This is a genomic window from Kitasatospora sp. NPDC088391, from assembly GCF_044753345.1.
Classification (GTDB): Bacteria; Actinomycetota; Actinomycetes; order Streptomycetales; family Streptomycetaceae; genus Kitasatospora.
On sequence record NZ_JBIVNB010000012.1, the window covers coordinates 61,574 to 87,260 of the forward strand.

22 protein-coding genes are annotated in these 25,687 nt (G+C 71.7%); 18 read left to right on the forward strand and 4 right to left on the reverse strand.

The window, feature by feature from the left end:
- Position 1 precedes the first annotated feature (1 nt).
- The 3 genes from ACIQBJ_RS29430 (at position 2) to ACIQBJ_RS29440 (ending at position 2,977) form a co-directional block, all read left to right on the forward strand.
- Entirely contained in the window at positions 2-889 is an 888-nt protein-coding gene (locus tag ACIQBJ_RS29430) for a carbohydrate ABC transporter permease (RefSeq protein WP_400716510.1), read from the forward strand.
- A 35-nt stretch (positions 890-924) separates the two neighbouring features.
- On the forward strand, positions 925-2,499 hold the full coding sequence (locus tag ACIQBJ_RS29435; protein ID WP_400716512.1) for a glycoside hydrolase family 13 protein: 1,575 nt from the start codon (positions 925-927) through the stop codon (positions 2,497-2,499).
- A gap of 106 nt (positions 2,500-2,605) precedes the next feature.
- Positions 2,606-2,977, forward strand: coding sequence for a hypothetical protein (locus ACIQBJ_RS29440; RefSeq protein WP_400716514.1), 372 nt, complete (start codon positions 2,606-2,608; stop codon positions 2,975-2,977).
- A gap of 7 nt (positions 2,978-2,984) precedes the next feature.
- Here ACIQBJ_RS29440 and ACIQBJ_RS29445 read toward each other — a convergent pair whose 3' ends face one another.
- The gene (locus ACIQBJ_RS29445; RefSeq protein WP_400716516.1) at positions 2,985-4,097 is read right to left on the reverse strand and encodes a hypothetical protein; all 1,113 of its coding nucleotides are present in this window, start codon (positions 4,095-4,097) and stop codon (positions 2,985-2,987) included.
- Between the two features lie 147 nt (positions 4,098-4,244).
- On the opposite strand from ACIQBJ_RS29445, the gene metH reads away from it, so the two are divergent.
- From metH to ACIQBJ_RS29460, 3 genes are all read left to right on the forward strand, one after another.
- Positions 4,245-7,748, forward strand: coding sequence for a methionine synthase (gene metH / locus ACIQBJ_RS29450; protein WP_400716518.1), 3,504 nt, complete (start codon positions 4,245-4,247; stop codon positions 7,746-7,748).
- A gap of 167 nt (positions 7,749-7,915) precedes the next feature.
- On the forward strand, positions 7,916-8,620 hold the full coding sequence (locus ACIQBJ_RS29455) for an HAD family hydrolase (protein ID WP_400716520.1): 705 nt from the start codon (positions 7,916-7,918) through the stop codon (positions 8,618-8,620).
- Positions 8,621-8,967: 347 nt separating this feature from the next.
- Positions 8,968-10,572, forward strand: a complete 1,605-nt coding sequence (locus ACIQBJ_RS29460; protein ID WP_400716522.1) for an ABC transporter substrate-binding protein — start codon at positions 8,968-8,970, stop codon at positions 10,570-10,572.
- Between the two features lie 67 nt (positions 10,573-10,639).
- Here the strand turns inward: ACIQBJ_RS29460 and ACIQBJ_RS29465 are convergent, their stop codons facing one another.
- A complete protein-coding gene (locus ACIQBJ_RS29465) occupies positions 10,640-11,311 on the reverse strand; it encodes a response regulator (RefSeq protein ID WP_400716524.1) in 672 nt (223 codons plus the stop codon).
- Positions 11,312-12,178, reverse strand: a complete 867-nt coding sequence (locus tag ACIQBJ_RS29470; protein ID WP_400716526.1) for a RecB family exonuclease — start codon at positions 12,176-12,178, stop codon at positions 11,312-11,314.
- Positions 12,179-12,346: 168 nt separating this feature from the next.
- Between ACIQBJ_RS29470 and ACIQBJ_RS29475 the strand changes: the two genes are divergently transcribed.
- The 3 genes from ACIQBJ_RS29475 to ACIQBJ_RS29485 all read left to right on the forward strand — a co-directional run bounded on the left by ACIQBJ_RS29475 (position 12,347) and on the right by ACIQBJ_RS29485 (position 15,262).
- Entirely contained in the window at positions 12,347-13,552 is a 1,206-nt protein-coding gene (locus tag ACIQBJ_RS29475; RefSeq protein WP_400716528.1) for a site-2 protease family protein, read from the forward strand.
- 44 nt (positions 13,553-13,596) lie between these two features.
- Positions 13,597-14,565, forward strand: coding sequence for a tRNA (adenine-N1)-methyltransferase (locus tag ACIQBJ_RS29480; protein ID WP_400716530.1), 969 nt, complete (start codon positions 13,597-13,599; stop codon positions 14,563-14,565).
- Positions 14,566-14,743: 178 nt separating this feature from the next.
- Complete coding sequence (locus ACIQBJ_RS29485; RefSeq protein ID WP_400716532.1) at positions 14,744-15,262, forward strand: hypothetical protein; 519 nt, start codon at positions 14,744-14,746, stop codon at positions 15,260-15,262.
- Positions 15,263-15,269: 7 nt separating this feature from the next.
- Here the strand turns inward: ACIQBJ_RS29485 and ACIQBJ_RS29490 are convergent, their stop codons facing one another.
- Positions 15,270-15,557 (reverse strand): ferredoxin, encoded by a 288-nt coding sequence (locus tag ACIQBJ_RS29490; RefSeq protein ID WP_400716534.1) that lies wholly within the window; start codon positions 15,555-15,557, stop codon positions 15,270-15,272.
- A gap of 230 nt (positions 15,558-15,787) precedes the next feature.
- On the opposite strand from ACIQBJ_RS29490, the gene arc reads away from it, so the two are divergent.
- The 9 genes from arc (at position 15,788) to ACIQBJ_RS29535 (ending at position 25,641) form a co-directional block, all read left to right on the forward strand.
- Positions 15,788-17,554 (forward strand): proteasome ATPase, encoded by a 1,767-nt coding sequence (gene arc / locus ACIQBJ_RS29495; RefSeq protein WP_400716536.1) that lies wholly within the window; start codon positions 15,788-15,790, stop codon positions 17,552-17,554.
- A 95-nt stretch (positions 17,555-17,649) separates the two neighbouring features.
- The gene (gene dop / locus ACIQBJ_RS29500; RefSeq protein WP_400716538.1) at positions 17,650-19,161 is read left to right on the forward strand and encodes a depupylase/deamidase Dop; all 1,512 of its coding nucleotides are present in this window, start codon (positions 17,650-17,652) and stop codon (positions 19,159-19,161) included.
- Between the two features lie 97 nt (positions 19,162-19,258).
- Positions 19,259-19,477, forward strand: a complete 219-nt coding sequence (locus ACIQBJ_RS29505) for a ubiquitin-like protein Pup (RefSeq protein ID WP_400716540.1) — start codon at positions 19,259-19,261, stop codon at positions 19,475-19,477.
- Positions 19,478-19,667: 190 nt separating this feature from the next.
- Positions 19,668-20,510 carry a proteasome subunit beta gene (prcB, locus tag ACIQBJ_RS29510; RefSeq protein WP_400716542.1) on the forward strand — a complete coding sequence of 281 codons (843 nt, stop codon included), beginning with the start codon at positions 19,668-19,670 and terminating at the stop codon, positions 20,508-20,510.
- Positions 20,511-20,544: 34 nt separating this feature from the next.
- Positions 20,545-21,294 carry a proteasome subunit alpha gene (prcA, locus tag ACIQBJ_RS29515; RefSeq protein WP_400716544.1) on the forward strand — a complete coding sequence of 250 codons (750 nt, stop codon included), beginning with the start codon at positions 20,545-20,547 and terminating at the stop codon, positions 21,292-21,294.
- 100 nt (positions 21,295-21,394) lie between these two features.
- Complete coding sequence (pafA, locus tag ACIQBJ_RS29520) at positions 21,395-22,756, forward strand: Pup--protein ligase (protein WP_400716546.1); 1,362 nt, start codon at positions 21,395-21,397, stop codon at positions 22,754-22,756.
- 75 nt (positions 22,757-22,831) lie between these two features.
- The gene (locus ACIQBJ_RS29525; RefSeq protein ID WP_400716548.1) at positions 22,832-23,821 is read left to right on the forward strand and encodes an FKBP-type peptidyl-prolyl cis-trans isomerase; all 990 of its coding nucleotides are present in this window, start codon (positions 22,832-22,834) and stop codon (positions 23,819-23,821) included.
- 113 nt (positions 23,822-23,934) lie between these two features.
- Complete coding sequence (locus ACIQBJ_RS29530; protein WP_400716550.1) at positions 23,935-25,209, forward strand: FKBP-type peptidyl-prolyl cis-trans isomerase; 1,275 nt, start codon at positions 23,935-23,937, stop codon at positions 25,207-25,209.
- Positions 25,210-25,269: 60 nt separating this feature from the next.
- A complete protein-coding gene (locus ACIQBJ_RS29535) occupies positions 25,270-25,641 on the forward strand; it encodes an FKBP-type peptidyl-prolyl cis-trans isomerase (RefSeq protein WP_030913967.1) in 372 nt (123 codons plus the stop codon).
- Positions 25,642-25,687 lie beyond the last annotated feature (46 nt).

Genomic DNA, 25,687 nt, shown 5'->3' on the forward strand with positions numbered 1-25,687 from the left:
CATGAGCAAGCCCGTCCACAGCGGAACCCGGACCCTGATCTCGCCGGTCCGGCTCAACCAGCCCGGCGGCCGCCGGATCTACCGGATCGTGCTCGGCCTCACCCTGGCCGTCGCCACCACCGTCTTCGTCGGCCCGCTCTACTGGATGGCCACCGGCGGCTTCAAGTCCTCCCAGGAACTCGTCCGCACCCCGCCCACCCTCGTCCCGGAGAACCCCGGCACGCACGCCTTCACCGAGGCCTGGGACCGCCTCGGCATGGGCCAGCTCCTGCTCAACACCGTCGTCTACGCCGGCGGCGCCCTGCTCCTGCAGCTGATCTTCTGCGTCGCCGCCGCCTACTCGCTCTCCAAGCTGCGCCCGATCTTCGGCAACGTGATCCTCGGCATGATGCTGGCCTCGATGATGATCCCGGCCGCAGCCCTGGTCATCCCGCAGTACCTGACGGTGCTCGACCTGCCGCTGATCCACGTCAACCTGATGAACACCCCCTGGGTGATCTGGCTGCCCACCGTGGCCAACGCGTTCAACGTCTTCCTGCTCAAGCGGTTCTTCGACTCGATCCCCAACGAGCTGCTCGATGCGGCCGCCATCGACGGGGCGGGCCCGCTGCGCACGCTCCGGTCGGTGATCCTGCCGCTGTCCCGGCCGATCCTCGGCGTGGTCTCGATCTTCGGCCTGGTCGCGGTCTGGAAGGACTTCCTCTGGCCGCTGATCACCGTCCCCGAGCACGAGACCCTCAACGTCGGCGTCAACACCGCGGCCACCTCGATGCCGCAGAACACCCTGATCGCCGGACTCTTCCTCGCCTCGATCCCGACCATCGCCCTGTTCCTGGTCTTCCAGCGCAACATCATGGCCGGCCTCACCGCGGGCAGCCTCAAGGGCTGAACCCGCCCTCCCCCTCCCGAAAGGAAACCCGGACCGTGTCAGAGCAGTGGTGGCGGAACGCGGCGATCTACCAGGTGTACCCGCGCAGTTTCGCCGACGGCAACGGCGACGGCACCGGGGACCTCGCCGGAGTACGCGCAAAGCTCCCGTACCTCGCCGAACTCGGCGTCGACGCCGTCTGGTTCAACCCCTGGTACCCCTCCCCGATGGCCGACGGCGGCTACGACGTCGCCGACTACCGGGACGTCGACCCGCTGTTCGGCACCCTCCCGGACGCCGAGAAGCTGATCGCCGAGGCCGCCGGGCACGGCATCCGCACCATCGTCGACGTCGTGCCCAACCACGTCTCCGACCGGCACCCGTGGTTCCGGGCCGCCCTCGCCGCCGCCCCCGGCAGCCCCGAACGCGAACTGTTCCACTTCCGCGAGGGCCGCGGCGAGAGCGGCGAACTCCCGCCCAACGACTGGAGGTCCGAGTTCGGCGGCTGCCCCTGGACCAGGGTCGAGGACGGCCAGTGGTACCTCCACCTGTTCGCCGCCGCCCAACCCGACCTCAACTGGGACCACCCGCTGGTCCGCACCGAGCACGAGGAGATCCTCCGGTTCTGGTTCGACCGCGGCGCCGCCGGCGTCCGGATCGACTCGGCCGGCCTGCTCGCCAAGGACCCCGCCCTCCCCGACCTGGCCGACGGCACCGACCCGCACCCCTACCTCGACCGCGACGACCTGCACGCCATCTACCGCTCCTGGCGGGCCATCGCCGACTCCTACGCGCAGCCGCGCGTCCTGATCGGCGAGATCTGGGTGCCCGACGCCGAACGCTTCGCCCGCTACCTGCGCCCGGACGAGATGCACACCGCGTTCAACTTCGACTTCCTCGCCCGCCCCTGGGACGCCGCCGAACTGCGCGCCTCCATCGACACCACGCTCGCCGCGCACGCCCCCGTCGACGCCCCCGCCACCTGGGTGCTCGCCAACCACGACGTCACCCGCACCGTCACCCGCTACGGCCGCGCCGACACCCGCTTCGCCTTCACCGCCAAGACCTTCGACACCCCCACCGACCTGGACCTCGGCCGCCGCCGGGCCCGCGCCGCCGCCCTCCTCACGATGGCCCTCCCCGGCGCCCTCTACCTCTACCAGGGCGAGGAACTCGGCCTGCCCGAGGTCGAGGACCTCCCGCTCGACACCCTCCAGGACCCGATGCACTTCCGCTCCGGCGGCACCGACCCCGGCCGCGACGGCTGCCGCGTCCCGCTGCCCTGGAGCGGCGACCACCCGCCCTACGGCTTCACCCGCGACGGCGCCGCCCCCTGGCTCCCCCAACCCGCCGACTGGGCCCCGCTCACCGTCGAGGCCCAGCAGCACGACCCCGCCTCGATGCTCACCCTCTACCGCACCGGCCTCCGACTCCGCCGCACCGAACTGCGCGGCCCCTTCGGCTGGGACACCGACGCCCCCGAAGGCGTCCTCGCCCTCCGCCGCGGCGACGTCCGCTGCCTGGTCAACCTCTCCGCCGCCCCCCTCCCGCTCGACGGCGAAGTCCTGCTGGCCAGCGGGGAGTTGACGGACGGCCGGCTCCCCACCGACACCGCCGTCTGGCTGAGGTGACCGGAACCGCGAGAATGCGCGGATGGAACGGGAACGGGAACGGGAATCGGGACCGGTGTGCCGCTCGCTCGAGTACGAGGTGACCTGCGACGGGTGCGGTCACGGCGTGACGGCTTCGCGGGGGCAGCAGATCGCGGCCGGGAAGTTCGGCTGGTTCGACGAATGGCAGTGCGAGGGCTGCGGCCTGGTCAGTGACGACTGGGGCGACGGGCCCGGGCCGGAGGACCTCAGACAGGGCCTGCTGGCGCAGCACGGCGGCTTCCGGCCCCGCCCGGTGGAGGGCCGGGACGGCACCGTCGCGGCCGCCCGCCACCTGCGGACCCTCCTCGACCTCGGCCCGGCCGAGGCGATCGGCCTGCTGCGCGCGGCGAAGGCCGGCCGCCCGCTCGGAACCGCCGTCGAGGTCGAGGCCCTGGTCCGGGCCCTGCGCCGGGACGGGTACGCGTACGAGACGGTCCCCGCCGGGCCGGAGGGCTGAGCGGCCGTCAGGCGCACCAGCCGTCCCGGTAGGCCGCCCAGTGGTCCGGGGTGGCGGCGAAGTCCACGTAGAGGGCGAGGCCGAAGTTCTGCCGGGCGCCCGGGCCGAGGGCGAGGCGGGCGCCCCGGACGGCGGCCCGGACGGTCTCGGCGTCACCGCGGTGGGAGGGCGTGTCGGCCCAGTAGGCGGGCAGGCCCATCAGCAGGTCGACGCCGGCGGGCGTGTGCGCGAGCGCCAGTCCGGTCTGCCGGGCGACGTAGCCGCCGTACAGCGACTCCACCGGCATCCCGGTGTCGTAGGACATCACCGCGACCTGGTCGACCCGCCCGGCCACCGCCCCGAAGTACTCCGCCGACCAGTACTTGCCGTGGCCGCTCAGCGCGAAGGTCACCCGGCCCAGGCCCGGCACCGGGTCGATCTGCGGGGCGGCCACGGACAGCGGCACCCCGCGCGAGCGGGTCAGCACCCGCACCCGGTCCAGCAGCGCCAGGAAACCGGGGGAGCCGGAGTGCACCGGCTCCAGGTCCAGGTGGACGCCGTCGAAGCCCAGGTCGAGGACCTGCCGCGCGGAGGCGGCGATCCGCTCCCGGACGTCGTCCCGGTCCAGGTGCAGGCCGTCCTTCTCGGGCGCCACCACGTCGCCCAGCCAGGACTGCACCCGCACCCCGGGCAGCGCCGCGTGCGCCCGGGCCACGAAGTCCGCCGCCCTCGGCGCCAGCGCCGGGTCCAGCGAACCGTCGTGCTCCAGCGGGCCGGTGTGCACGTACAGGTCGCGGATGCCGGTGCCGCGCAGCTGCCCGGCCAGCGCCTTCAGCTCGGCGTCGCTGCGGCGCCCGTCCACCCAGGCGTGGCCGAGCCAGAGCGCGTCCCGGCCCCGGGTGCGGGCGTCGGCCGCCGGGTCGCCCGCGTACGCGACCTGCAGGCACCCGGCCGCGGCGACCACCGGCGCGACCAGCAGCACGGCGAGCAGGCCGAGCGCCGTCAGCACCCGCCGCCGCCGGCCCCAGCGCCGCCGCGCCCGCACCCGGCGGGCCGCCCGGCCCGGCAGTGTCCGCCATTCGGACGGACGCAGCACCTCCCCGGCGCGCTGCCACCGGCTCTGTTCCCCCGCAACGGGCATGATCGTGCTCCCTTCCGGTGGACAAGGACGCCCACGATGCGAAACGGGTTCCGTCGCACCGTCCGCGGGCCGATACCCTGGCGGGGTGCGCCCCCGGTACCGGTGGGGCCGCATAGCCGACAGCCGTCGCACTCAGGGAGCAGCCCCATGGCCACCGTTGTACCCACGCCCGCCCCGCAGGACCGCGCCGACGCCCTGCGCCAGGCCCTCGCCACCCGAGTCGTGGTGGCCGACGGGGCGATGGGCACCATGCTCCAGGCGCAGGAGCCGACGATGGAGGACTTCCAGCAGCTCGAGGGCTGCAACGAGGTCCTGAACGTCACCCGCCCCGACATCGTGCGCTCGGTCCACGAGGCGTACTTCGCGGTCGGCGTGGACTGCGTGGAGACCAACACCTTCGGCGCCAACCACTGGGCGCTGGCCGAGTACGACATCCCCGACCGGATCTTCGAGCTCTCCGAGGCGGGCGCCCGGATCGCCCGGGAGACCGCCGACGCCTTCACCGCGCGGGACGGCCGGACCCGCTGGGTGCTCGGCTCGATCGGCCCCGGCACCAAGCTGCCGACGCTCGGCCACACCACCTTCGAGGTGGTCCGCGAGGGCTTCCGGCTGAACGCGGCCGGCCTGGTCGCGGGCGGCGCCGACGCGCTGCTGATCGAGACCAGCCAGGACCTGCTGCAGACCAAGGCCGCGGTGCTGGGCTGCAAGGCCGCGCTCGCCGAGGCCGGCCTCGACCTGCCGGTCCTCGCCCAGGTCACGGTGGAGACCACCGGCACCATGCTGCTCGGCTCCGAGATCGGCGCGGCGCTGACCGCCCTGGAGCCGCTCGGCATCGACTTCATCGGCATGAACTGCGCCACCGGCCCCGCCGAGATGAGCGAGCACCTGCGCTACCTGGCGAAGAACGCCAAGGTCGCGCTCTCCTGCATGCCGAACGCCGGCCTGCCGGTGCTCACCAAGGACGGCGCGCACTACCCGCTCAGCCCGAGCGAACTCGCCGACGCCCACGAGGCGTTCGTCCGCGACTACGGCCTGGCCCTGGTCGGCGGCTGCTGCGGCACCACCCCCGAGCACCTGCGCCAGGTGGTCGAGCGGGTCCAGGGCCTGCCGCTGACGCCCCGCCACCCGAAGCCGGAGGCCGCGGCCGCCTCGCTCTACCAGGCGGTGCCGTTCCGGCAGGACACCTCCTACCTGGCGATCGGCGAGCGCACCAACGCCAACGGCTCCAAGAAGTTCCGCGAGGCGATGCTCGCCGCGGACTGGCAGACCTGCGTGGAGATCGCCCGCGAGCAGATCCGCGAGGGCGCCCACCTGCTCGACCTGTGCGTCGACTACGTCGGCCGGGACGGCGTCGCCGACATGCGCGAACTCGCCGGCCGGCTCGCCACCGCCTCCACCCTGCCGATCGTGCTGGACTCCACCGAGCCGCCGGTGCTCAAGGCCGGCCTGGAGATGCTCGGCGGCCGGGCCGTCCTCAACTCCGTCAACTACGAGGACGGCGACGGCCCCGACACCCGGTTCGGGCGGATCGCCTCGCTGGCCCGCGAGCACGGCGCCGGCCTGATCGCGCTCACCATCGACGAGCAGGGCCAGGCCCGCACCGCCGAGGCCAAGGTCGCCATCGCCGAGCGCCTGATCGAGCAGCTGGGCCGCGAGTACGGCATCGACGAGTCCTCGATCCTGGTCGACTGCCTGGCCTTCACCCTGGCCACCGGCCAGGAGGAGTCCCGCCGCGACGGCATCGAGACCATCGAGGCGATCCGCGAGCTCAAGCGCCGCCACCCGGACGTGCAGACCACCCTCGGCCTGTCGAACATCTCCTTCGGCCTCAACCCGGCCGCCCGACAGGTCGTCAACTCGGTCTTCCTGCACGAGTGCGTGGAGGCCGGCCTGGACTCCGCGATCGTGCACGCCGCCAAGATCCTCCCGATGAACCGCATCCCCGAGGACCGCCGGCAGACCGCCCTCGACCTGGTCTACGACCGCCGCAGCGAGGGCTACGACCCGCTGCAGAAGCTGCTCCAGCTCTTCGAGGGCGTCTCCGCCGCCTCCAGCGCCGCGTCCAAGGCCGAGGAACTGGCCGCCCTCCCGCTGGAGGAGCGCCTGCAGCGCCGGATCATCGACGGCGAGCGCAACGGCCTGGAGGCCGACCTGGACGCCGCCCTGGCGGAGCGCCCGGCCCTGGAGATCATCAACGACACGCTGCTGTCCGGCATGAAGGTGGTCGGCGAGCTGTTCGGCTCCGGCGAGATGCAGCTGCCGTTCGTGCTGCAGTCCGCCGAGGTGATGAAGGCCGCCGTCGCCCACCTCGAACCGCACATGGAGAAGTCCGACAGCGAGGGCAAGGGCACCATCGTGCTCGCCACCGTCAAGGGCGACGTGCACGACATCGGCAAGAACCTGGTCGACATCATCCTCTCCAACAACGGCTACAACGTCGTCAACCTCGGCATCAAGCAGCCGGTCTCGGCGATCCTGGAAGCCGCCCAGGAGCACCGGGCCGACGTGATCGGCATGTCCGGCCTGCTGGTCAAGTCCACGGTGATCATGAAGGAGAACCTGGAGGAGCTCAACCAGCGCGGCCTGGCCGCCGACTACCCGGTCATCCTCGGCGGCGCCGCCCTCACCCGCGCCTACGTCGAGCAGGACCTGCACGAGATCTACGACGGCGAGGTCCGCTACGCCCGCGACGCCTTCGAGGGCCTGCGCCTGATGGACGCCCTGATCGGCGTCAAGCGCGGCGTCCCCGGCGCCGCCCTGCCCGAACTGCGCAAGCGCCGGCACGCCCGGGTCGAGGTCGAGGAGCCGGAGGAGGTCAACCTCGGCCAGATCCGCTCCGACGTCGCCGTCGACAACCCCGTCCCCGTCCCGCCGTTCTGGGGCGACCGGATCATCAAGGGCATCCCGTTCCAGGACTACGCCTCCTGGCTCGACGAGGACGCCCTGTTCAAGGGCCAGTGGGGCCTCAAGGGCGGCCGGGCCGGCGGCCCGTCCTACGAGGAGTTGGTGGAGACCGAGGGCCGCCCCCGGCTGCGCGGCTGGCTGGACCGGCTGCAGACCGAGGGCTGGCTGGAGCCCGCCGTCGTCTACGGCTACTTCCCCGCCAACTCCAAGGCCGACGACCTGGTCCTGTACCGCGAGGACGGCTCCGAGCTGACCCGGTTCACCTTCCCCCGCCAGCGCCGCGGCCGCCGCCTCTGCCTGGCCGACTTCTTCCGCCCCGAGGAGTCCGGCGAACGCGACGTGGTCGGCCTCCAGGTCGTCACCATGGGCAACCGGATCTCCGAGGCCGCCAACGAGCTGTTCGCCGGCGACTCCTACCGCGACTACCTCGAACTGCACGGCCTGTCCGTCCAGTTGGCCGAGGCGCTGGCCGAGTTCTGGCACGCCCGGGTCCGCTACGAACTCGGCTTCGGCGACGAGGACCCGCAGGACGTCAAGGACATGTTCGCGCTCAAGTACCGCGGCGCCCGCTTCTCGCTCGGCTACGGCGCCTGCCCCAACCTGGAGGACCGGGCCAAGATCGCCGAACTGCTGAAGCCCGAACGGGTCGGCGTGATCCTCTCCGAGGAGTACCAGCTGCACCCCGAGCAGTCCACCGACGCCATCGTGCTGCACCACCCCGAGGCCAAGTACTTCAACGCGCGGTAGAACTTCAACCGGAGATCATCCGTTCGCCCCGCCACCGTCCGGTGCAAAGCACCCCGGCGGGCGTATCCTTGATGATCCTGAACGGGCCGGTCCGCAGACCAGCGGGCCGGCCCGTGCCATCCCCGGAGGCGCTCGCGCCGGGGCATCCAGCAGGAAGGACGGCGCGCATGACGACGGTCTCGACCCCGGTCCGCATCGGCGGGGACGGCGAGGACAGCGGCCTGCAGGCGGTGCTGCTCGACATGGACGGCACCCTGGTCGACACCGAGGACCTGTGGTGGCAGGCCGAGGTCGACCTGTTCGCCGGGCTCGGCCACCGGCTCACCGCGGAGGACCGCACCCACGTGGTCGGCGGCCCGATGACCCGGGTCATCGACTACCTCACCGCCCGCACCGGCACCACCCTCACCGCCGCCGAACTCACCGAGCGCATCAACGGGCGCTTCGTCGACCTGCTGGCCGGCGGCGTCCCGCTGATGCCCGGCGCCGAACGGCTGCTCAACACGCTGGCCGCGCACGGCGTCCCGACCGCCCTGGTGTCCGCCTCGCACCGGCACATCATCGACATCGTGCTGCGCAGCCTGGGCGCCGAGCACTTCGCCTTCACCGTGGCCGGCGACGAGGTCCCGCGCACCAAGCCGCACCCCGACCCCTACCTGGCCGCCGCCGCCCGGCTCGGCGCCGACCCGGCCCGCTGCGTGGTCGTGGAGGACACCCCCACCGGCGTGGCCGCCGCCGAGGCGGCCGGCTGCCCCGTCGTCGCCGTCCCCTCGATCGCCCCGATCGAGCCCGCCCCCGGCCGACTGGTGCTGCCCTCGCTGGAACGCGTCGACCTCGACCTGCTGCGCGGCCTGGTCGCCACCCGGGTGTGAGCTTCGTCTCGCTCCGGCGCAACGCCGGTTTCTTTCCGCTCCCGGTGCTATGCGGAACGTGTCCGTCAAGAGGTGCGAAAACGGGCATTGGCTGACAACTCGTCGGCCGCCCGGGGACGATCACCCGCCCGCGGCCCCCGCGCCCGCCGGACCTCCGGCACCCGCCCGGAACCGATGTGGCACGCTACAACCGATCAGTCCCCATACCGTGCGCCGTCCACCGCCGGGAGACCCCGGAGAACGGGCGCGCGCGGTCGTACCAGACCCGCGGCCGCCGCCCCACCCCGGCGCCGGCCGCCGGGCCACCGGCGACTGCCGGCCGCACGCAGTGAGGAAGACCACCCCGCATGACTACGCCCAACCGCCTGGCCGTGCTCGGCTGCGCAGCGCTCGTCGTCTCCACCGCGGCCGGCTGCGCCTCCGTGGAGAAGGTCGCCTCCGGCGGTGACGGCGGGGGCGGCGCGATCACCATGGGCACCACCAGCGTCACCAGCACGCTGGACCCGGCCGGCGCGTACGACGTGGGCTCCTGGCTGATCCTCAACAACACCTTCCAGTCGCTGCTGACCTTCCCGGCCGGCGCCACCGTCGCGCAGCCGGAGGCCGCCGAGGCCTGCCAGTTCACCAGCGCCGACGCGCTGACGTACAAGTGCACCCTCAAGTCCGGGCTGAAGTTCTCCAACGGCCACCCGCTGACCGCCCAGGACGTCAAGTTCTCGATCGAGCGCACCAAGAAGATCGACGACCCGTCCGGCCCGTCCTCCCTGCTCTCCACCATCAAGTCGGTGGAGACGGCGGGCGACCGCGAGATCACCTTCCACCTGGAGACCCCCGACGCGGTCCTCCCGGCGAAGCTCGCCTCGGCGGCCGGCGCGATCGTCGACCACCAGGTCTTCCCCGCGGACAAGCTGCTCGGCAACGACAAGCTGATCGGCTCCGGCCCGTACAAGATCGACTCGGTCGAGATGAACGGCAAGGCCCCGAGCAAGGTTGTGCTCAGCGCCAACTCCGGCTACCAGGGCAACGCCAAGCTGGAGAACAGCAAGTTCACGATCCGGTACTACGACAAGCCGGAGGGCCTGAAGAGCGCCCTCGACAACGGCGACATCGACCTCACCGACAACAGCCTGGACCCGACCATCTCGGCCCAGATCAAGGACGACGACCAGGTCGGCAAGGGCAACCTCAAGGTCGCCGACGGCGCCGGCGGCGACACCCGCTACCTGGTCTTCAACACCAAGAACGAGACCACCGGCAACCCGGCCGTCCGGCAGGCCGCGGCCCAGCTGATGAACCGCGGCGCGCTCGCCCACGACGTGTACGCGGGCACCGTGCAGCCGCTGTACTCCGTCGTCCCGGCCGGCGTCGCGGGCCACAACACCGCCTTCTTCGACAAGTACGGCGAGGCCGACGTCGCCAAGGCCAAGCGCATCCTGGCCAACGCGCACGTCGCCACCCCGGTCAAGATCAACCTCACCTGGTCGCGGGCCCGGGCCGGCGCCGCCGAGGGGGAGCAGCTCAAGAAGCAGCTGGAGAACGGCGGCCTGTTCCAGGTCACCGTCGCCCAGGAGCCCGACTGGACGGCCTACCAGGCCGGCTGGAAGAACGGCAGCTACCAGGCGTACACCGTCGGCTGGACCCCCGACTACGCCGACGCCGACGACTACATCAGCCCGCTGGTGGTCGACGGCGGCGCCTTCCACAACGGCTGGGACAACCCGCAGATCAGCACCAAGCTGGTGCCGGACTCGATCAAGCTCACCGACCGCTCCGGCGGCGGCGCCTACGACCAGATCCAGAAGCTGCTGGCCGACGGCGTCCCGATGATCCCGCTGTTCCAGAACAAGTCGTTCTACGTCTACAAGAACGGCATCTCCGGCGTCGACTCCACCGTGGACAACACCGGCGTCTTCCGGCTCTGGCTGGTCGGCCGCACCGGCACCAAGAAGTGACGTTTCGCCAAGCGCCGCGGCCCGCCACCCCGGAAGGGGCGGCGGGCCGCGGCGCGTGCGTGCGGGCTCAGATCGCGCCGGGGCGCACCAGCCCCGACTCGTAGGCGTACACCGCCGCCTGCACCCGGTCGCGCAGCTGGAGCTTGGTCAGCACGTGCCCCACGTGCGTCTTCACCGTGGTCTCGCTGACGAACAGCTCGGCCGCGATCTCCGCGTTCGACAGGCCGCGCGCCACCAGCCGCAGCACCTCCACCTCACGCTCCGTCAGGACGGTCAGCGCCTGCGGCGGCGCCTCCTCGCCCGAGGGCAGCTTGCCGGCGTACATGTCCAGCAGCCGGCGCGTCACCGACGGGGCCAGCATCGCCGCGCCGTCCGCCACCACCCGGATCGCCTGCACCAGCTCCTCGGCCGGCACGTCCTTCAGCAGGAAGCCCGACGCGCCCGCGCGCAGCGCCTCCACCACGTACTCGTCCAGGTCGAAGGTGGTCAGCACCAGCACCTTCGCCGGGCCGCCGCGGTCCGGGCCGGCGATCCGCCGGGTCGCCTCCACCCCGTCCATCCGCGGCATCCGGATGTCCATCAGCACCACGTCCGGCTGCAGCGCGCGGACCTGGTCCAGCGCCTGCTGCCCGTCGCCCGCCTCGCCGACCACCACCAGGTCGGACTCCGCCTCCAGGATCATCCGGAAACCGGTGCGCAGCAGCGGCTGGTCGTCCACCAGCAGTACACGGATCGTCACCTACGACTCCTTGCCGGGAATGGTCTCAGTAGCGAGCGGCAGCGGGTACGGCGGGGGAGTGCCGCCGAACTCCGGGCAGGACGCCTTGTGGTCGCACCAGTCGCACAGCCGGTTGCGGGTCGCCGGGAAGTCGCCGGAGTCCACCGCGGCCGTGACGGCCTCCCACAGCGCCTCCAACTTCCGCTCCACCGCCAGCAGATCGGCCTCGTCCGGGTCGTACGTGACCACGTCCCCGCCGCCGCCCAGGTACACCAGCTGCAGGCGCTTGGGGACCACGCCCTTCCACCGCCACACCACCAGCGCGTAGAACTTCATCTGGAACATCGCCTTGCCCTCGAAGTCCCGCGAGGGCGCCCGGCCGGTCTTGTAGTCCACCAGCCGGACCTCGCCGGACGGCGCGACGTCCACCCGGTCGATGTAGCCGCGCAGCAGCAGCCCGGACTCCAGCGCGGTCTCCACGTACAGCTCGCGCTCCACCGGGTGCAGCCGGGTCGGGTCCTCCAACCGGAACCACTTGTCGACCAGCTTCCCGGCGTCCGTCAGCCAGCCCGCCAGACCCGCCGGGTCGTCCGGGAACAGTTCGGCCAGCTCCGGCCGTTCCCCCAGCAACCGCTCCCACTGCGGAGCCACCAGCTCGTGCGCCCGCTCCGGGGTGCGCGCCTGCGGCGGGTGGTCGAACAGCCGCTCCAGCACGGCGTGCACCAGCGTCCCGCGGGTCGCCGCGGCGCTCGGCGGCTCCGGCAGCCGGTCGATCACCCGCAGCCGGTACAGCAGCGGGCAGGTCATGAAGTCGCCCGCCCGGGACGGCGACAGCCCGGTCGGCCGGGAGGCCGGCCGCGGCGCGGGCGAGGGCTCGGTCTGCTGCATGCCCCGACCCTATTGCACCGGACGGACCGCCCGGGCGCACGGGCCGGGGCATCCGGCGAACAGGTGGGTACAAGGAGGGGGAGCGCGGGGTGCGCCGCCGATCCCGGGGAGGGATCACGTAGCGTACGAGCAGCAGCGGCCGACGGCACGGACGGTGGAAGGAGCAGGGTGAACGACACCGAGGGGCGGGCGCCGGGGAAGCCGGAGTCCCCCGACAGGGACGACCGGCCCAGGGGCGCCATCCTGATGGGCCGTCCGTTCGGCGTGCCCGTCTACGTCACCCCGTCCTGGTTCCTGGTGGCGGGCCTGATCACCTGGCTCTTCGGCAGCCGCCTCGCCGACGTGCTGCCCGACCTCGGCGGCGCCCGCTACCTGCTCGCCTTCTCCTTCGCCGTCGCCTTCTACGCCTCCGTCCTGGTCCACGAACTCGCCCACACCGTCGTCGGGTTGAGGTACGAGCTGGGCGTCCGCCGGGTGCAGCTGCAGTTCCTCGGCGGCATCTCCGAGATCGAGAAGGAGGCCGAGACCCCCTGGCGGGAGTTCTGGCTCGCCTTCGTCGGCCCGCTGCTCTCGCTGCTGCTCGGCGGCGGCTTCTGGCTCGGCCTGCGCGCCGTCCGCCCCGACACCGTCCCCGGCGTGCTGCTGGCCGGCCTGATGGTCGCCAACCTCGTGGTCGCCGCCTTCAACTTCCTCCCCGGCCTGCCGCTGGACGGCGGCCGGATGCTGCGCGCCCTGGTCTGGGCCCTCACCGGCGACCCGATGAAGGGCACCCTGGCCGCCGTCTGGACCGGCCGCGCGCTCGCCGTCGCCGTCGTCCTCGGCCTGCCGATCTTCAGCTCCTCCCAGGACGTCGAACGCTCCGGCGCCGAGGCCATGCTGGACGGCGTGCTCGCCGCGATCCTCGGCTTCATCATCTGGCAGGGCGCCGGGAGCGCGCTCCGCAACGCCCGCCTCAAGCAGGTGCTGCCCCGGCTCAAGGTCCGCGAGCTGGCCCGCCGCAGCATCGACGTCCCCGCCGACACCCCCCTCGGCGAGGCCATGCGCCGGGCCCGCGAGGCCCACGCCGGCGCCATCGTGGTGGTCGACGGCACCGGCCGCCCGGTCGCCCTGGTCAAGGAGTCCGCGGTCACCGGCATCCCCGAGCACCGCCGCCCCTGGGTCGCCGTCACCGCCGTCTCCCGCGACCTCGAACCCGGCCTCACCGTCCCCGTCGACCTGGCCGGCGAGGACATCCTCGACACCCTGCGCCGCGCCCCCGCCACCGAGTACCTGGTGGTCCGCCCCGACGGCACCGTCTACGGCGTGCTCTCCCTCACCGACCTCGAACGCCGGCTCACCGCCGCCCTGATGGGACGCCCCGCCGGCGCGAACTGATCATGTGGTCGGGGGAGCCCCCGGGCTCCCGTAGGATGGCCCCCATGTCCGAACCGACCGGTGCCACCCGCCGACGCGGGCCCTTCCAGGTCGGGGACCAGGTCCAGCTGACCGACCCCAAGGGCCGCCACTACACGTTCACGCTCCAGGCCGGGAACCAGTTCCACACCCACAAGGGTATGTTCCCGCACGACGAGCTGATCGGCGCTCCCGAGGGCACGGTCGTCCGCACGACGGGCAACGTCCCGTACCTCGCGCTGCGCCCCCTGCTCCCCGACTACGTCCTGTCCATGCCGCGCGGCGCGGCCGTGATCTACCCCAAGGACGCGGGGCAGATCCTGGCCATGGCCGACATCTTCGCCGGCGCGAAGGTGGTCGAGGCGGGCGTCGGCTCCGGCGCCCTCTCCACCTACCTGCTGCGCGCCGTCGGCGACACCGGCTCGCTGGCCTCCTACGAGCGCCGGCAGGACTTCGCCGACATCGCCAAGGGCAACGTCGAGCGCTACTTCGGCGGCCCGCACCCGGCCTGGAAGCTCACCGTCGGCGACCTCCAGGACAACCTGGTCGAGACCGACGTCGACCGGGTCATCCTCGACATGCTCGCCCCCTGGGAGTGCCTGGACGTCGCCTCCAAGGCGCTCGTCCCCGGCGGCCTGATCTGCTGCTACGTGGCCACCACCACGCAGATGTCGCGCACCGTCGAGGCGCTGCGCGACCACGGCACCTTCACCGAGCCGCAGGCCTGGGAGACCATGGTCCGCACCTGGCACCTGGAGGGCCTCGCCGTCCGCCCGGACCACCGGATGATCGGCCACACCGGCTTCCTGCTCACCTCCCGCCGCCTCGCCGACGGCGTCGAGCCCCCGCTGCGCCGCCGCCGCCCCGCCAAGGGCTCCTACGGCGAGGACTACGAGACCGGCCCGGACACCGAGCTGACGCTCGCCGAGCGCGCGGCGATCCGCAAGGCGCAGCGCGAGGCGGCCTCGCACGACGCCAGGGACCTGCCCGAGTAGGCCCCGACCGACCGGTCCGACCCGGCGCGCACCGCGGGGCCGCGAGGTGACGGCACGTCAGTGCCCGCCCCGCGGCCCCGCCGTGCGCGCGCTCCCGCTCCGCGCGGTCCGCGGCGCCCCCGAACGCCCCGCCCCGGCCCCGATGTGCGAGGATGCGCGGACCGGAAAGGGGTGTGGCGTGGGGATGCGGCATTGGGCGCTGGTCGCGGCGGGATGCGCGGCCGTCGTGGGCGGGGCACTGGGGAGCACCTCGGCGACCGGGGCCGTGACGCCGGCCGGCGGGGCCGTCGCGCAGCCGGCGGCGGCACCGCCGGTGGACGTCACCAAGGTCGCGCTGCCGATGGACTGCGGGCCGTTCCTGGTCGCCACCTCGCTGAAGGCCGCGGCGACGGTCGGCGGCAGCGCGCTGACGGTGGTCGCCGCGCACTGCCAGGCCGACATGGGCACCCCGCCGGACGCGGTGTTCCTGCTGCGCGCCGACTCGCCGAAGCCCGTCCAACTGCTGCGGGACGCCGACGGCTACACCCTCACCGAGCTGGTGATCCGCAGCGACGGCTCGATCCGCGGCAAGGCCCGCGGCTACTCCTCCGACGACGTGCCCCGGTTCGCCCCGGACGTCCAGGTCGAGCTGGTCTGGACGCGCAGCGGCGACACCTGGACGAAGACCGAGACCCGGACGCCCGTCCACGCCGTCTGACGGACGGTCAGTCCGCCTCCGGCCCGTACACCTCGACGCCGTCCGCCGACCGGCGGACGTGGATGCACTCGCCCGGGCAGTCCTTCACCGAGTCGACCACGTCCTGCAGCAGCGTCAGCGGGACGGGAACCGTCTCGCCGGGCTGCTGGCGCAACTCGTCGTCCGCGCCCTTCACGTAGGCCAGCCCGTCGATGTCGAGTTCGAAGACCTCGGGCGCGTACTGCGCGCAGATGCCGTCCCCGGTGCACAGATCCTGATCGATCCAGACTTCGAGTGCCTCGCCCGTCCCCGCCATTGCCCCTGCCGTTTCTGCGCTCGTCTCCCCTGCATTCGGGGACATTCCTGTCACGATACATCCGCGCTGCTTTGAACCGTTGAGCGGTGGGCATCTCCTTGTCAGAGGGGAAGCACCCAGGGCGACCAATCGGACACGCCCGACCCACCTTCCGATCACTGAGGGGTTTACATGACCCTGGTCCCAGGTAGGTTTGGGTCGTCCAGCTCCCCCAGGAGGAGGTGAGGACCGTGGCAGCCCAGGATGACGACTACGACCGCAGCGCCGGCAGGCCCGCACGGGGGTCCGACGAGGCCGCGCAGGTCTCGTACCTCGAGCAGGAGATCGCCGTGCTCCGGCGCAGGCTCGCCGATTCCCCCCGCAGTTCGAGGGTCCTAGAAGAGCGGATCATCGAGCTGCAGACCGGTCTGGCCGGTGTGACCGCCCAGAACGAGAGGCTCGTCGCCACCCTGCGCGAGGCCCGCGACCAGATCGTGGCCCTCAAGGAGGAGGTCGACCGGCTCGCCCAGCCGCCGGCCGGATTCGGCACCTTCCTCGAGAAGAACGAGGACGGCACCGCCGACATCTTCACCGGGGGCCGCAAGCTCCGGGTCAACGTCAGCCCCAGCGTCGAGCTGGACGAGCTGCGCCGCGGCCAGGAGGTGATGCTCAACGAGGCGCTGAACGTCGTCGAGGCGATGGAGTTCGAGCGGATCGGCGAGATCGTCACGCTCAAGGAGGTGCTGGAGGGCGGCGACCGCGCGCTGGTCACCGGCCACACCGACGAGGAGCGGGTGGTCCGGCTCGCCGAACCGCTGCACGGCCTCAAGCTCCGCCCGGGCGACGCGCTGCTGCTGGAGCCCCGCTCCGGCTACGTGTACGAGGTGGTGCCGAAGTCCGAGGTCGAGGAGCTGGTCCTCGAAGAGGTCCCGGACATCGACTACCGCCAGATCGGCGGCCTCGGCAACCAGATCGAGCAGATCCGCGACGCGGTCGAACTCCCGTACCTGCACGCGGACCTGTTCAAGGAGTACGAGCTGCGCCCGCCCAAGGGCGTCCTGCTCTACGGCCCGCCCGGCTGCGGCAAGACGCTGATCGCCAAGGCGGTCGCCAACTCGCTGGCCAAGAAGGTCGCCGAGGTGACGGGCCGTCCGCAGGGCAAGAGCTACTTCCTGAACATCAAGGGCCCCGAGCTGCTCAACAAGTACGTCGGCGAGACCGAGCGGCAGATCCGCCTGGTCTTCCAGCGGGCCCGGGAGAAGGCGAGCGAGGGCACGCCCGTCATCGTCTTCTTCGACGAGATGGAGTCGCTGTTCCGCACCCGCGGCTCCGGCGTCAGCTCGGACGTGGAGAACACCATCGTCCCGCAGCTGCTGGCCGAGATCGACGGCGTGGAGGGCCTGGAGAACGTCATCGTCATCGGCGCCTCCAACCGCGAGGACATGATCGACCCGGCGATCCTGCGGCCCGGCCGCCTGGACGTCAAGATCAAGATCGAGCGGCCGGACGCCGAGGCGGCCAAGGACATCTTCTCCAAGTACCTCAAGGACTCGCTGCCGTTCCACCCGGACGACGTCAAGGAGCACGAGGGCTCGCTGCCCGCGACGGTCGCCGCGATGATCCAGTCGGTGGTCGAGCGGATGTACACCGAGACCGAGGAGAACCGCTTCCTGGAGGTCACCTACGCCAACGGTGACAAGGAGGTCCTGTACTTCAAGGACTTCAACTCCGGCGCGATGATCCAGAACATCGTGGACCGGGCCAAGAAGATGGCCATCAAGGACTTCCTGGACCACGGCCAGCGCGGTCTGCGCGTCTCCCACCTGCTCGCCGCCTGCGTGGACGAGTTCAAGGAGAACGAGGACCTGCCGAACACCACCAACCCGGACGACTGGGCCCGCATCTCCGGCAAGAAGGGCGAGCGGATCGTCTTCATCCGCACCCTGGTCACCGGCAAGCAGGGCGCCGAGTCCGGCCGCTCCATCGACACTGTCGCCAACACGGGGCAGTACCTGTAGTACGCGAACCACCCCGTCCGGCTGCGGAGCCCCGCCGAGCACCGCAGCCGGACGGCGCGTCTGCACCGGCAGTACCGACGGGTTAGGAGGGCCGCATGACCGTACGGCGCGTGATGGGGATCGAGACCGAGTACGGCATCTCGGTGCCCGGCCACCCGAACGCCAACGCCATGCTCACCTCGTCCCAGATCGTCAACGCCTACGCGGCGGCGATGCACCGGGCGCGCCGCGCCCGCTGGGACTTCGAGGAGGAGAACCCGCTCCGCGACGCCCGGGGCTTCGACCTGGCCCGGGAGGTGGCGGACTCCAGCCAGCTGACCGACGAGGACATCGGCCTCGCCAACGTCATCCTCACCAACGGCGCCCGGTTCTACGTCGACCACGCCCACCCCGAGTACTCGTCCCCCGAGGTCACCAACCCGCGCGACGCGGTGCTCTGGGACAAGGCCGGCGAGCGGATCATGGCGGCGGCCGCCGAACGGGCGCTGGAGCTGCCCAACGGGCAGCGCATCCTGCTCTACAAGAACAACACCGACAACAAGGGCGCCTCCTACGGCACCCACGAGAACTACCTGATGCAGCGGGCCACCCCGTTCGCCGACATCGTCCGCCACCTCACCCCGTTCTTCGTCTCCCGCCAGGTGGTGTGCGGCGCCGGCCGGGTCGGGCTCGGCCAGGAGGGCGGCGGGCACGGCTTCCAGATCAGCCAGCGCGCCGACTACTTCGAGGTCGAGGTCGGCCTGGAGACCACCCTCAAGCGCCCCATCATCAACACCCGGGACGAGCCGCACGCCGACGCCGAGAAGTACCGCCGGCTGCACGTGATCATCGGCGACGCCAACCTCTCCGAGATCTCCACCTACCTCAAGCTCGGCACCACCGCGCTGGTCCTGTCGATGATCGAGGACGGCTTCGTCGCCGTGGACCTCGCCGTCGACCAGCCGGTCCGCACCCTGCACCGGGTCTCCCACGACCCCGAGCTCAAGCACCTGGTGTCGCTGCGCTCCGGCCGCAAGCTGACGGCCGTCCAGCTCCAGATGGAGTACTGCGAACTGGCCCGCAAGTACGTCGAGGACAAGTACGGCCAGGACGCCGACGAGCAGACCCTGGACGTGCTGGCCCGCTGGGAGGACGTGCTGGGCCGGCTGGAGCGCGACCCGATGAGCCTGTCCCGGCAGCTCGACTGGATCGCCAAGAAGGAGATCCTGGAGGGCTACCGGAACCGCGACGGCCTCGACTGGGACAGCCCCCGGCTGCAGCTGGTCGACCTCCAGTACAGCGACGTGCGCGCCGAGAAGGGCCTCTACAACCGGCTGGAGGCCCGCGGCCGGTTCGAGCGCCTGGTCACCGAGGAGGAGGTCCGCCGGGCCGTCTCCAGCCCCCCGGAGGACACCCGGGCGTACTTCCGCGGCCGCTGCCTGGAGCAGTACGCCGACGACGTCGCCGCGGCCTCCTGGGACTCCGTCATCTTCGACCTGCCCGGCCACGACAGCCTGCAGCGGGTCCCCACCATGGAGCCGCTGCGCGGCACCCGGGAGCACGTCAAGGAACTGCTCGACCGGTGCCGCACCGCGCAGGACCTGGTCCGGGTGCTCTCCGGCGGGTAACTTTTCGATCACCACGGGTGAACAATTCCCGGACTGGGCATCATTCGGGTGAGCAGCCAGCGTTGAACGAGAACATCGAGCGAGCGGGGTGAGGGAAATGGCGGACAAGGACACCGGCGGCGGCCAGCAGCGGGCCAGTCGCAACTCCGAGGAGGTCGAGGAACAGGCCGCGGAAACCCAGGCCTCGGACGACCTCAAGGAGCGCCAGGAAAAGCTCGGCGACGACGTCGACGCGGTACTCGACGAAATCGACGAGGTACTGGAATCCAACGCCGAGGATTTCGTCCGCGGATTCGTCCAGAAGGGCGGCGAGTGAGCCGGAGGGGAGTTCCTCCCGTTCACCGCTGAACGGGACGGCGAGCGCCGCAGGCGGGCCCGAGCGCGCCTGCGGCGCCGCGTTCCCGGAGCCTTCGGAGAACCCTCCCGAGGGACGTGGACCGAGCCCGCGAAACGGGTAGGGTCCGGGGCACAACCCAACTTTCGATCTTCGATCCGGAAGGACACGCGTGGAAGCCAACCTCAGTGGCACCGGGCGTCTGCCGGCCGCCTTCCTCACTCCCGGCTCCTCCTCGTTCCTCGACTTCCTCGACAGCCACGCGCCCCAGCTGCTCCCCGGCCGGCGCGCCCTCCCCGAGGGCCTGACGATCGAGGCCCCGCACGGCACCACCATCGTGGCGGCGGTGTTCGACGGGGGCGTGGTGATCGCCGGCGACCGCCGCGCCACCATGGGCAACGTGATCGCCCAGCGGGACATCGAGAAGGTCTTCCCGGCCGACGAGTACAGCGCCGTCGGCATCGCCGGCACCGCGGGCCTCGCGGTCGAGATGGTCCGCCTGTTCCAGCTGGAGCTGGAGCACTACGAGAAGATCGAGGGCGCCGTGCTCTCCTTCGAGGGCAAGGCGAACCGCCTCACCACGATGATCCGCTCCAACCTGGCGATGGCCATGCAGGGCCTGGCCGTGGTCCCGGTCTTCGCCGGCTACGACCTCGGCCTCGGCCGCGGCCGGATCTTCACCTACGACGTCACCGGCGGCCGCTCGGAGGAGCGCGGCTTCGCCGCCACCGGCTCCGGCTCGGTGTTCGCCCGCGGCTCGATGAAGAAGCTCTACCGGGACGGCCTGACGGGCGATCAGGCCGCCACGCTCGCCGTCCAGGCCCTCTACGACGCCGCCGACGACGACTCCGCGACCGGCGGCCCCGACATGGCCCGGAAGATCTTCCCGATCGTGGCGCTGATCACCGAGGACGGCTTCCGCCGGCTCACCGAGGACGAGGTCTCCGCGATCGCGGTCTCCATCACCGACCAGCGCCGCGAGCACCCGAACGGCCCGCAGGCCCCGCTGCTCTGAGTCCGCGCCCCACCCACCCGAAGGGAGACCGGCGGTGTCCACGCCGTTCTACGTCTCGCCCCAGCAGGCCATGGCGGACCGCGCGGAGTACGCCCGCAAGGGCATCGCCCGCGGCCGCAGCGTGGTCGTGCTCACCTACGCCGACGGCATCATGTTCGTCGCCGAGAACACCTCCCGGGCCCTGCACAAGGTCTCCGAGATCTACGACAAGATCGCGTTCGCCGCGGTCGGCCGCTACAACGAGTTCGAGAACCTCCGGATCGGCGGCGTGCGCTACGCCGACCTGCGCGGCTACTCCTACGACCGGGCCGACGTCACCGCCCGCGGCCTGGCCAACGTCTACGCCCAGACCCTCGGCACCATCTTCTCCTCGGTCGGCGAGAAGCCCTACGAGGTCGAGCTGATCGTCGCCGAGGTCGGCCGCACCGACGCCGACGACCAGATCTACCGGCTCACCCCCGACGGCTCGGTGGTCGACGAGAAGAACGCCGTGGTCGTCGGCGGCAACGCCGACTCGATCGGCAACTACCTCGGCCAGCGCCACCGGGCCGGCATGACGGTCACCGAGGCGCTGAAGCTGGCCGTCGACAGCCTCGCCCGGGACCCGAACGGGGGCACCCCGCGCACGCTGACGCCGGAGCAGCTGGAGGTCGCGGTGCTGGACCGGCAGCGGTTCCAGCAGCGCAAGTTCAAGCGCGTCCTGGGCGGCCAGCTGGCCCGCCTGCTCGGTGGCGACGAGTCCGCCGCCACCGAGGAGGAGGGCACCGGCGCCGCCGCCGAATGACCGAGCGACCGTCGGGGCGGGCCCGTCGCGGGCCGCCCCGACGGACCGTCACCGCCACCGAGGGGTTCCACCGGGCTTCGAACAGAGAAGAGTCGCCATCATGGACCGCCGAATTTTCGGGATCGAGAACGAGTACGGCGTCACCTGCACCTTCCGCGGTCAGCGCCGCCTGTCGCCGGACGAGGTCGCCCGCTACCTCTTCCGCCGGGTCGTCTCCTGGGGCCGCAGCAGCAATGTCTTCCTGAAGAACGGCGCCCGCCTCTACCTCGACGTCGGCTCCCACCCCGAGTACGCCACCCCCGAGTGCGACGACGTGATCGAGCTGGTCACCCACGACAAGTCCGGCGAGCGGATCCTCGAGGGGCTGCTGGTGGACGCCGAGCGGCGGCTGCACGAGGAGGGCATCGCCGGCGACGTCTACCTGTTCAAGAACAACACCGACTCGGCCGGCAACTCCTACGGCTGCCACGAGAACTACCTGGTGGCCCGGCACGGCGAGTTCTCCCGGCTGGCGGACGTGCTGATCCCGTTCCTGGTGACGCGTCAGCTGATCTGCGGCGCCGGCAAGGTGCTGCAGACCCCGCGCGGCGCGGTGTACTGCGTCAGCCAGCGCGCCGAGCACATCTGGGAGGGCGTCAGCTCCGCCACCACCCGCTCCCGCCCGATCATCAACACCCGGGACGAGCCGCACGCCGACGCCGAGAAGTACCGCCGGCTGCACGTCATCGTCGGCGACTCCAACATGTCGGAGACCACCACGATGCTCAAGGTCGGCGCCACCGACCTGGTGCTGCGGCTGATCGAGGCCGGCGTGGTGATGCGCGACCTGACGCTGGAGAACCCGATCCGGGCGATCCGCGAGGTCAGCCACGACCTGACCGGCACCCACCAGGTCCGGCTCGCCAACGGCCGGGAGGCCTCCGCCCTGGAGATCCAGGAGGAGTACTACACCAAGGCGCTGGAGTTCGCCGACCGCAAGGGCATCAACGAGGGCACCGTCGCCCGGGTGCTGGACCTGTGGGGCCGCACCCTGGAGGCGGTCCGCAGCGGCAACCTGGCCGAGGTCGGCACCGAGATCGACTGGATCATGAAGTACCAGCTGATCGAGAAGTACCGGGCCAAGCACCAGATGACGATGTCCAACCCGCGGGTCGCCCAGATCGACCTGGCGTACCACGACATCCACCGCCGCCGCGGCCTGTTCTACCTGCTGCAGAAGAACGGCCAGGCCCAGCGGGTCACCACCGACCTGCTGACCTTCCAGGGCAAGTCGGTGCCGCCGCAGACCACCCGGGCCCGGCTGCGCGGCGACTTCATCCGGCGCGCCCAGGAGCAGCGCCGGGACTTCACCGTCGACTGGGTGCACCTCAAGCTGAACGACCAGGCGCAGCGCACCGTGCTGTGCAAGGACCCGTTCCGGTCGGTGGACGAGCGGGTGGAGAAGCTGATCGCCGGGATGTAGCCGGTCCTGACGGGTCGTCGGGGGCGCGCGCCGCGCCTCCGACGACCCGGACGAATCCGGTCATAGGGTGACGGCATGCGTCGAATCGCCTCCCTGCTCACCCTTCCCCTCGCCGCCGCGCTGCTGGTCTCGTGCGGCAGCGGCTCCGGCAAGTCCGCCTCGGCGACGCCCTCGGCGACCGGCACCGCGGCCGCGGTGCCCAGCCCGGTGGCCTCCGCCTCGCCGATGCCCACCCTGGGCGGCGGGGACTTCGGCGCGAAGGCGAGCATCACGCTGCCCACCGAGCCGCCGAGCGGCCAGTTCGTGGTGTCGGTGGCGACCGAGGGCTCCGGCGCGACGGTCAACAAGAACGACTGGGTGACCGTCAACTACACGGCCAAGGACTGGACCACCGGCAAGGACCTGAACAGCTCGTACGACTCCGGCGGCAAGCCGCAGCTGTACCAGGCCGGCACCGGGCAGCTGGTGCCCGCGTTCGACCAGAGCGTGGTCGGCAAGAAGGTCGGCTCCCGGCTGCTGGTGGTGGCGCCGCCCGCGGCCGGGTTCGGCAGCCAGGGCTCCTCGGCGCTCGGCGTCGGCAAGGACGACACCGTGGTGTTCGTCCTCGACGTGATGCAGGCCGTCCCGCAGGACTCCTCGGTCACCGGGGCGATGACCCAGCCGCCCGCCACCGCCCCGCAGGTCACCGACAACGGCAAGGCCGCGCCGACCATCACGGTCCCGGCCGGGCAGCAGCCGCCCACCGACCTCCAGCAGTACGTGCTGGTCAAGGGCGAGGGCCCGGAGGTGAAGAGCGGCCAGACGCTGGTGGTCCAGTACACCGGCGTGACCTGGGCCGACGGCAAGCAGTTCGACTCCTCGTGGAACCACGGCGGCGCGCAGGCGCTGCAGGTCGGGGCCGGCAGCCTGATCAAGGGCTGGGACCAGGGCCTGGTCGGCAAGACCGTGGGCAGCCGGGTCGAACTGGTGGTGCCGCCCGCGCTCGGCTACGGCGACCAGGCCAGCGGGTCGATCCCGCCGAACTCCACCCTGGTGTTCGTGATCGACATCCTGCAGGCCGTCTGAGCGTCCCCTGACAACGGGGTGAGGACCGGACTGACCCGCTCTCATTCCGACCTGACATACTGCTGCCCCGTATCAGTGGTACACGCGTCGTCGGGCGAGATGAATGGGGAGTCATGTCTGAGAAAGCGTCGAGCCCGGACGAGGGCGACAAGACCGGGAAGCTGACCTCCGCGGAGCGCGAGTCGATCGTGGTCCCCGCGGAGATGCTCTCCCAGGCCGGCTGGGCCCCGCCGTCCCCGGCGGCCAGGCCGGCCGAGGCCAAGGAGGAGCCGCAGGTCTTCGCCTCCACCCAGCGCAAGGTCGACCTCTCCGAGGCCGGCTACGCGGAGGACCCGGGCAGCTCCGGCCGGCTCGGCGCGATCCTCGGCTCGGTGGTGGCGGTGCTGCTGATCGGCTCCGCGGTGACGATGTACTACGTCAACAAGGACGACGGGAAGCCCGCCGCCAAGGCCGACGCGGCCAAGCCGACGGCCAGCGCCCCGGCCACGCCGACCCAGCCGCCGGTGCCGCCGATCAAGGACAGCGCCAAGGTGTTGCCCACGGTGGCCGGCGAGTTCGGTTCCAAGGCGACCATCACCGTGCCCAAGGACGCGCCCGACGGCACCTTCGTGGTCAAGGAGCTCTCCGCGGGCAGCGGCGCCAAGGTCGAGAAGGGCAACTGGGTCACCGTCGACTACACGGCGATGGACTGGCAGACCGGCAAGGAGATCCCCGGCTCCTACGAGGGCGACAAGCCCAAGCCCCAGCTGATCCAGGCCGACGCGGGCAAGCTGATCCCGGCGATCGACCAGGCCATCGTCGGCCACAAGGCCGGCAGCCGGATCGTCGTGGTCGCCCCGCCCGCCGCCGCCTTCGGCGACCAGGGCAACCCCGACCTCGGCATCGGCGCCAAGGACAGCCTGGTGTTCGTGCTGGACATCAAGCAGGCCACCGCGCCCGACGCGGTGCTCTCCGGCGACATGACCCCGCCGCCGGCCGGCTTCCCGCAGGTGAAGGACAACGGCAAGAAGCCGTTCGACATCACCCCGCCGAAGGACACCACCGACCCGACCGAGCTGAAGAGCCACGTCCTGATCCAGGGCAAGGGCCGCACGATCGAGTCCGGCGAGAAGGTCGTCGTCCAGTACACCGGCGCGCTGTACAAGGACGGCAAGAAGTTCGACTCCTCGCTCGACCGCGGCCAGGCGTTCAGCTTCGTCACCGGCGGCGGCAACGTCATCGAGGGCTGGGACAAGGGCATCGTCGGCCAGAACATCGGCAGCCGGATCGAACTGGTCATCCCCGCCTCGCTCGCCTACAAGGACCAGGCCAGCGGCTCCATCCCGGCCAACTCGACCCTGGTCTTCGTGGTCGACATCCTGGACGCCGGCGTCGGCGGCGCGGACTGACGGAGCGTCCCCGCGCCGTAGGATGAACCCCGTTCACGCAACCGAACGAGAAGAGCAACCGTGAGCCTGACCAAGCCGGAGATCGACTTCCCGGGCGGCGACGCCCCGACCGAGCTCCAGATCCGCGACATCGTGGTCGGCGACGGCGCCGAGGCCAAGGCCGGCGCGGTCGTCGAGGTCCACTACGTCGGTGTCACCTTCGCCTCCGGCGAGGAGTTCGACGCGTCCTGGAACCGCGGCCAGACCTTCCGCTTCCCGCTGGGCGGCGGCCGGGTCATCAAGGGCTGGGACCAGGGTGTCGAGGGCATGCGCGTCGGCGGCCGCCGCGAGCTGGTCATCCCGCCGCACCTGGCCTACGGCAACCAGTCCCCGAGCCCGCTCATCCCGGCCGGCTCCACCCTGATCTTCGTGGTGGACCTGCTGGGCGTCTGACCTCGGACGCACCGCCGAGCCCCCGGTTCCGTCAGGAGCCGGGGGC

What these genes read in the sequence shown, in the direction of transcription:
- dop (WP_400716538.1), top strand. Translation starts at nt 17,650, where the DNA reads ATGACCGTACGGCGCGTGATGGGGATCGAGACCGAGTACGGCATCTCG.
- ACIQBJ_RS29470 (WP_400716526.1), bottom strand. Translation starts at nt 12,178, where the DNA reads ATGCAGCAGACCGAGCCCTCGCCCGCGCCGCGGCCGGCCTCCCGGCCG.
- metH (WP_400716518.1), top strand. Translation starts at nt 4,245, where the DNA reads ATGGCCACCGTTGTACCCACGCCCGCCCCGCAGGACCGCGCCGACGCC.
- ACIQBJ_RS29430 (WP_400716510.1), top strand. Translation starts at nt 2, where the DNA reads ATGAGCAAGCCCGTCCACAGCGGAACCCGGACCCTGATCTCGCCGGTC.
- ACIQBJ_RS29445 (WP_400716516.1), bottom strand. Translation starts at nt 4,097, where the DNA reads ATGCCCGTTGCGGGGGAACAGAGCCGGTGGCAGCGCGCCGGGGAGGTG.
- ACIQBJ_RS29530 (WP_400716550.1), top strand. Translation starts at nt 23,935, where the DNA reads ATGTCTGAGAAAGCGTCGAGCCCGGACGAGGGCGACAAGACCGGGAAG.
- ACIQBJ_RS29505 (WP_400716540.1), top strand. Translation starts at nt 19,259, where the DNA reads ATGGCGGACAAGGACACCGGCGGCGGCCAGCAGCGGGCCAGTCGCAAC.
- ACIQBJ_RS29455 (WP_400716520.1), top strand. Translation starts at nt 7,916, where the DNA reads ATGACGACGGTCTCGACCCCGGTCCGCATCGGCGGGGACGGCGAGGAC.
- pafA (WP_400716546.1), top strand. Translation starts at nt 21,395, where the DNA reads ATGGACCGCCGAATTTTCGGGATCGAGAACGAGTACGGCGTCACCTGC.
- ACIQBJ_RS29480 (WP_400716530.1), top strand. Translation starts at nt 13,597, where the DNA reads ATGTCCGAACCGACCGGTGCCACCCGCCGACGCGGGCCCTTCCAGGTC.
- ACIQBJ_RS29490 (WP_400716534.1), bottom strand. Translation starts at nt 15,557, where the DNA reads ATGGCGGGGACGGGCGAGGCACTCGAAGTCTGGATCGATCAGGATCTG.
- ACIQBJ_RS29460 (WP_400716522.1), top strand. Translation starts at nt 8,968, where the DNA reads ATGACTACGCCCAACCGCCTGGCCGTGCTCGGCTGCGCAGCGCTCGTC.
- ACIQBJ_RS29525 (WP_400716548.1), top strand. Translation starts at nt 22,832, where the DNA reads ATGCGTCGAATCGCCTCCCTGCTCACCCTTCCCCTCGCCGCCGCGCTG.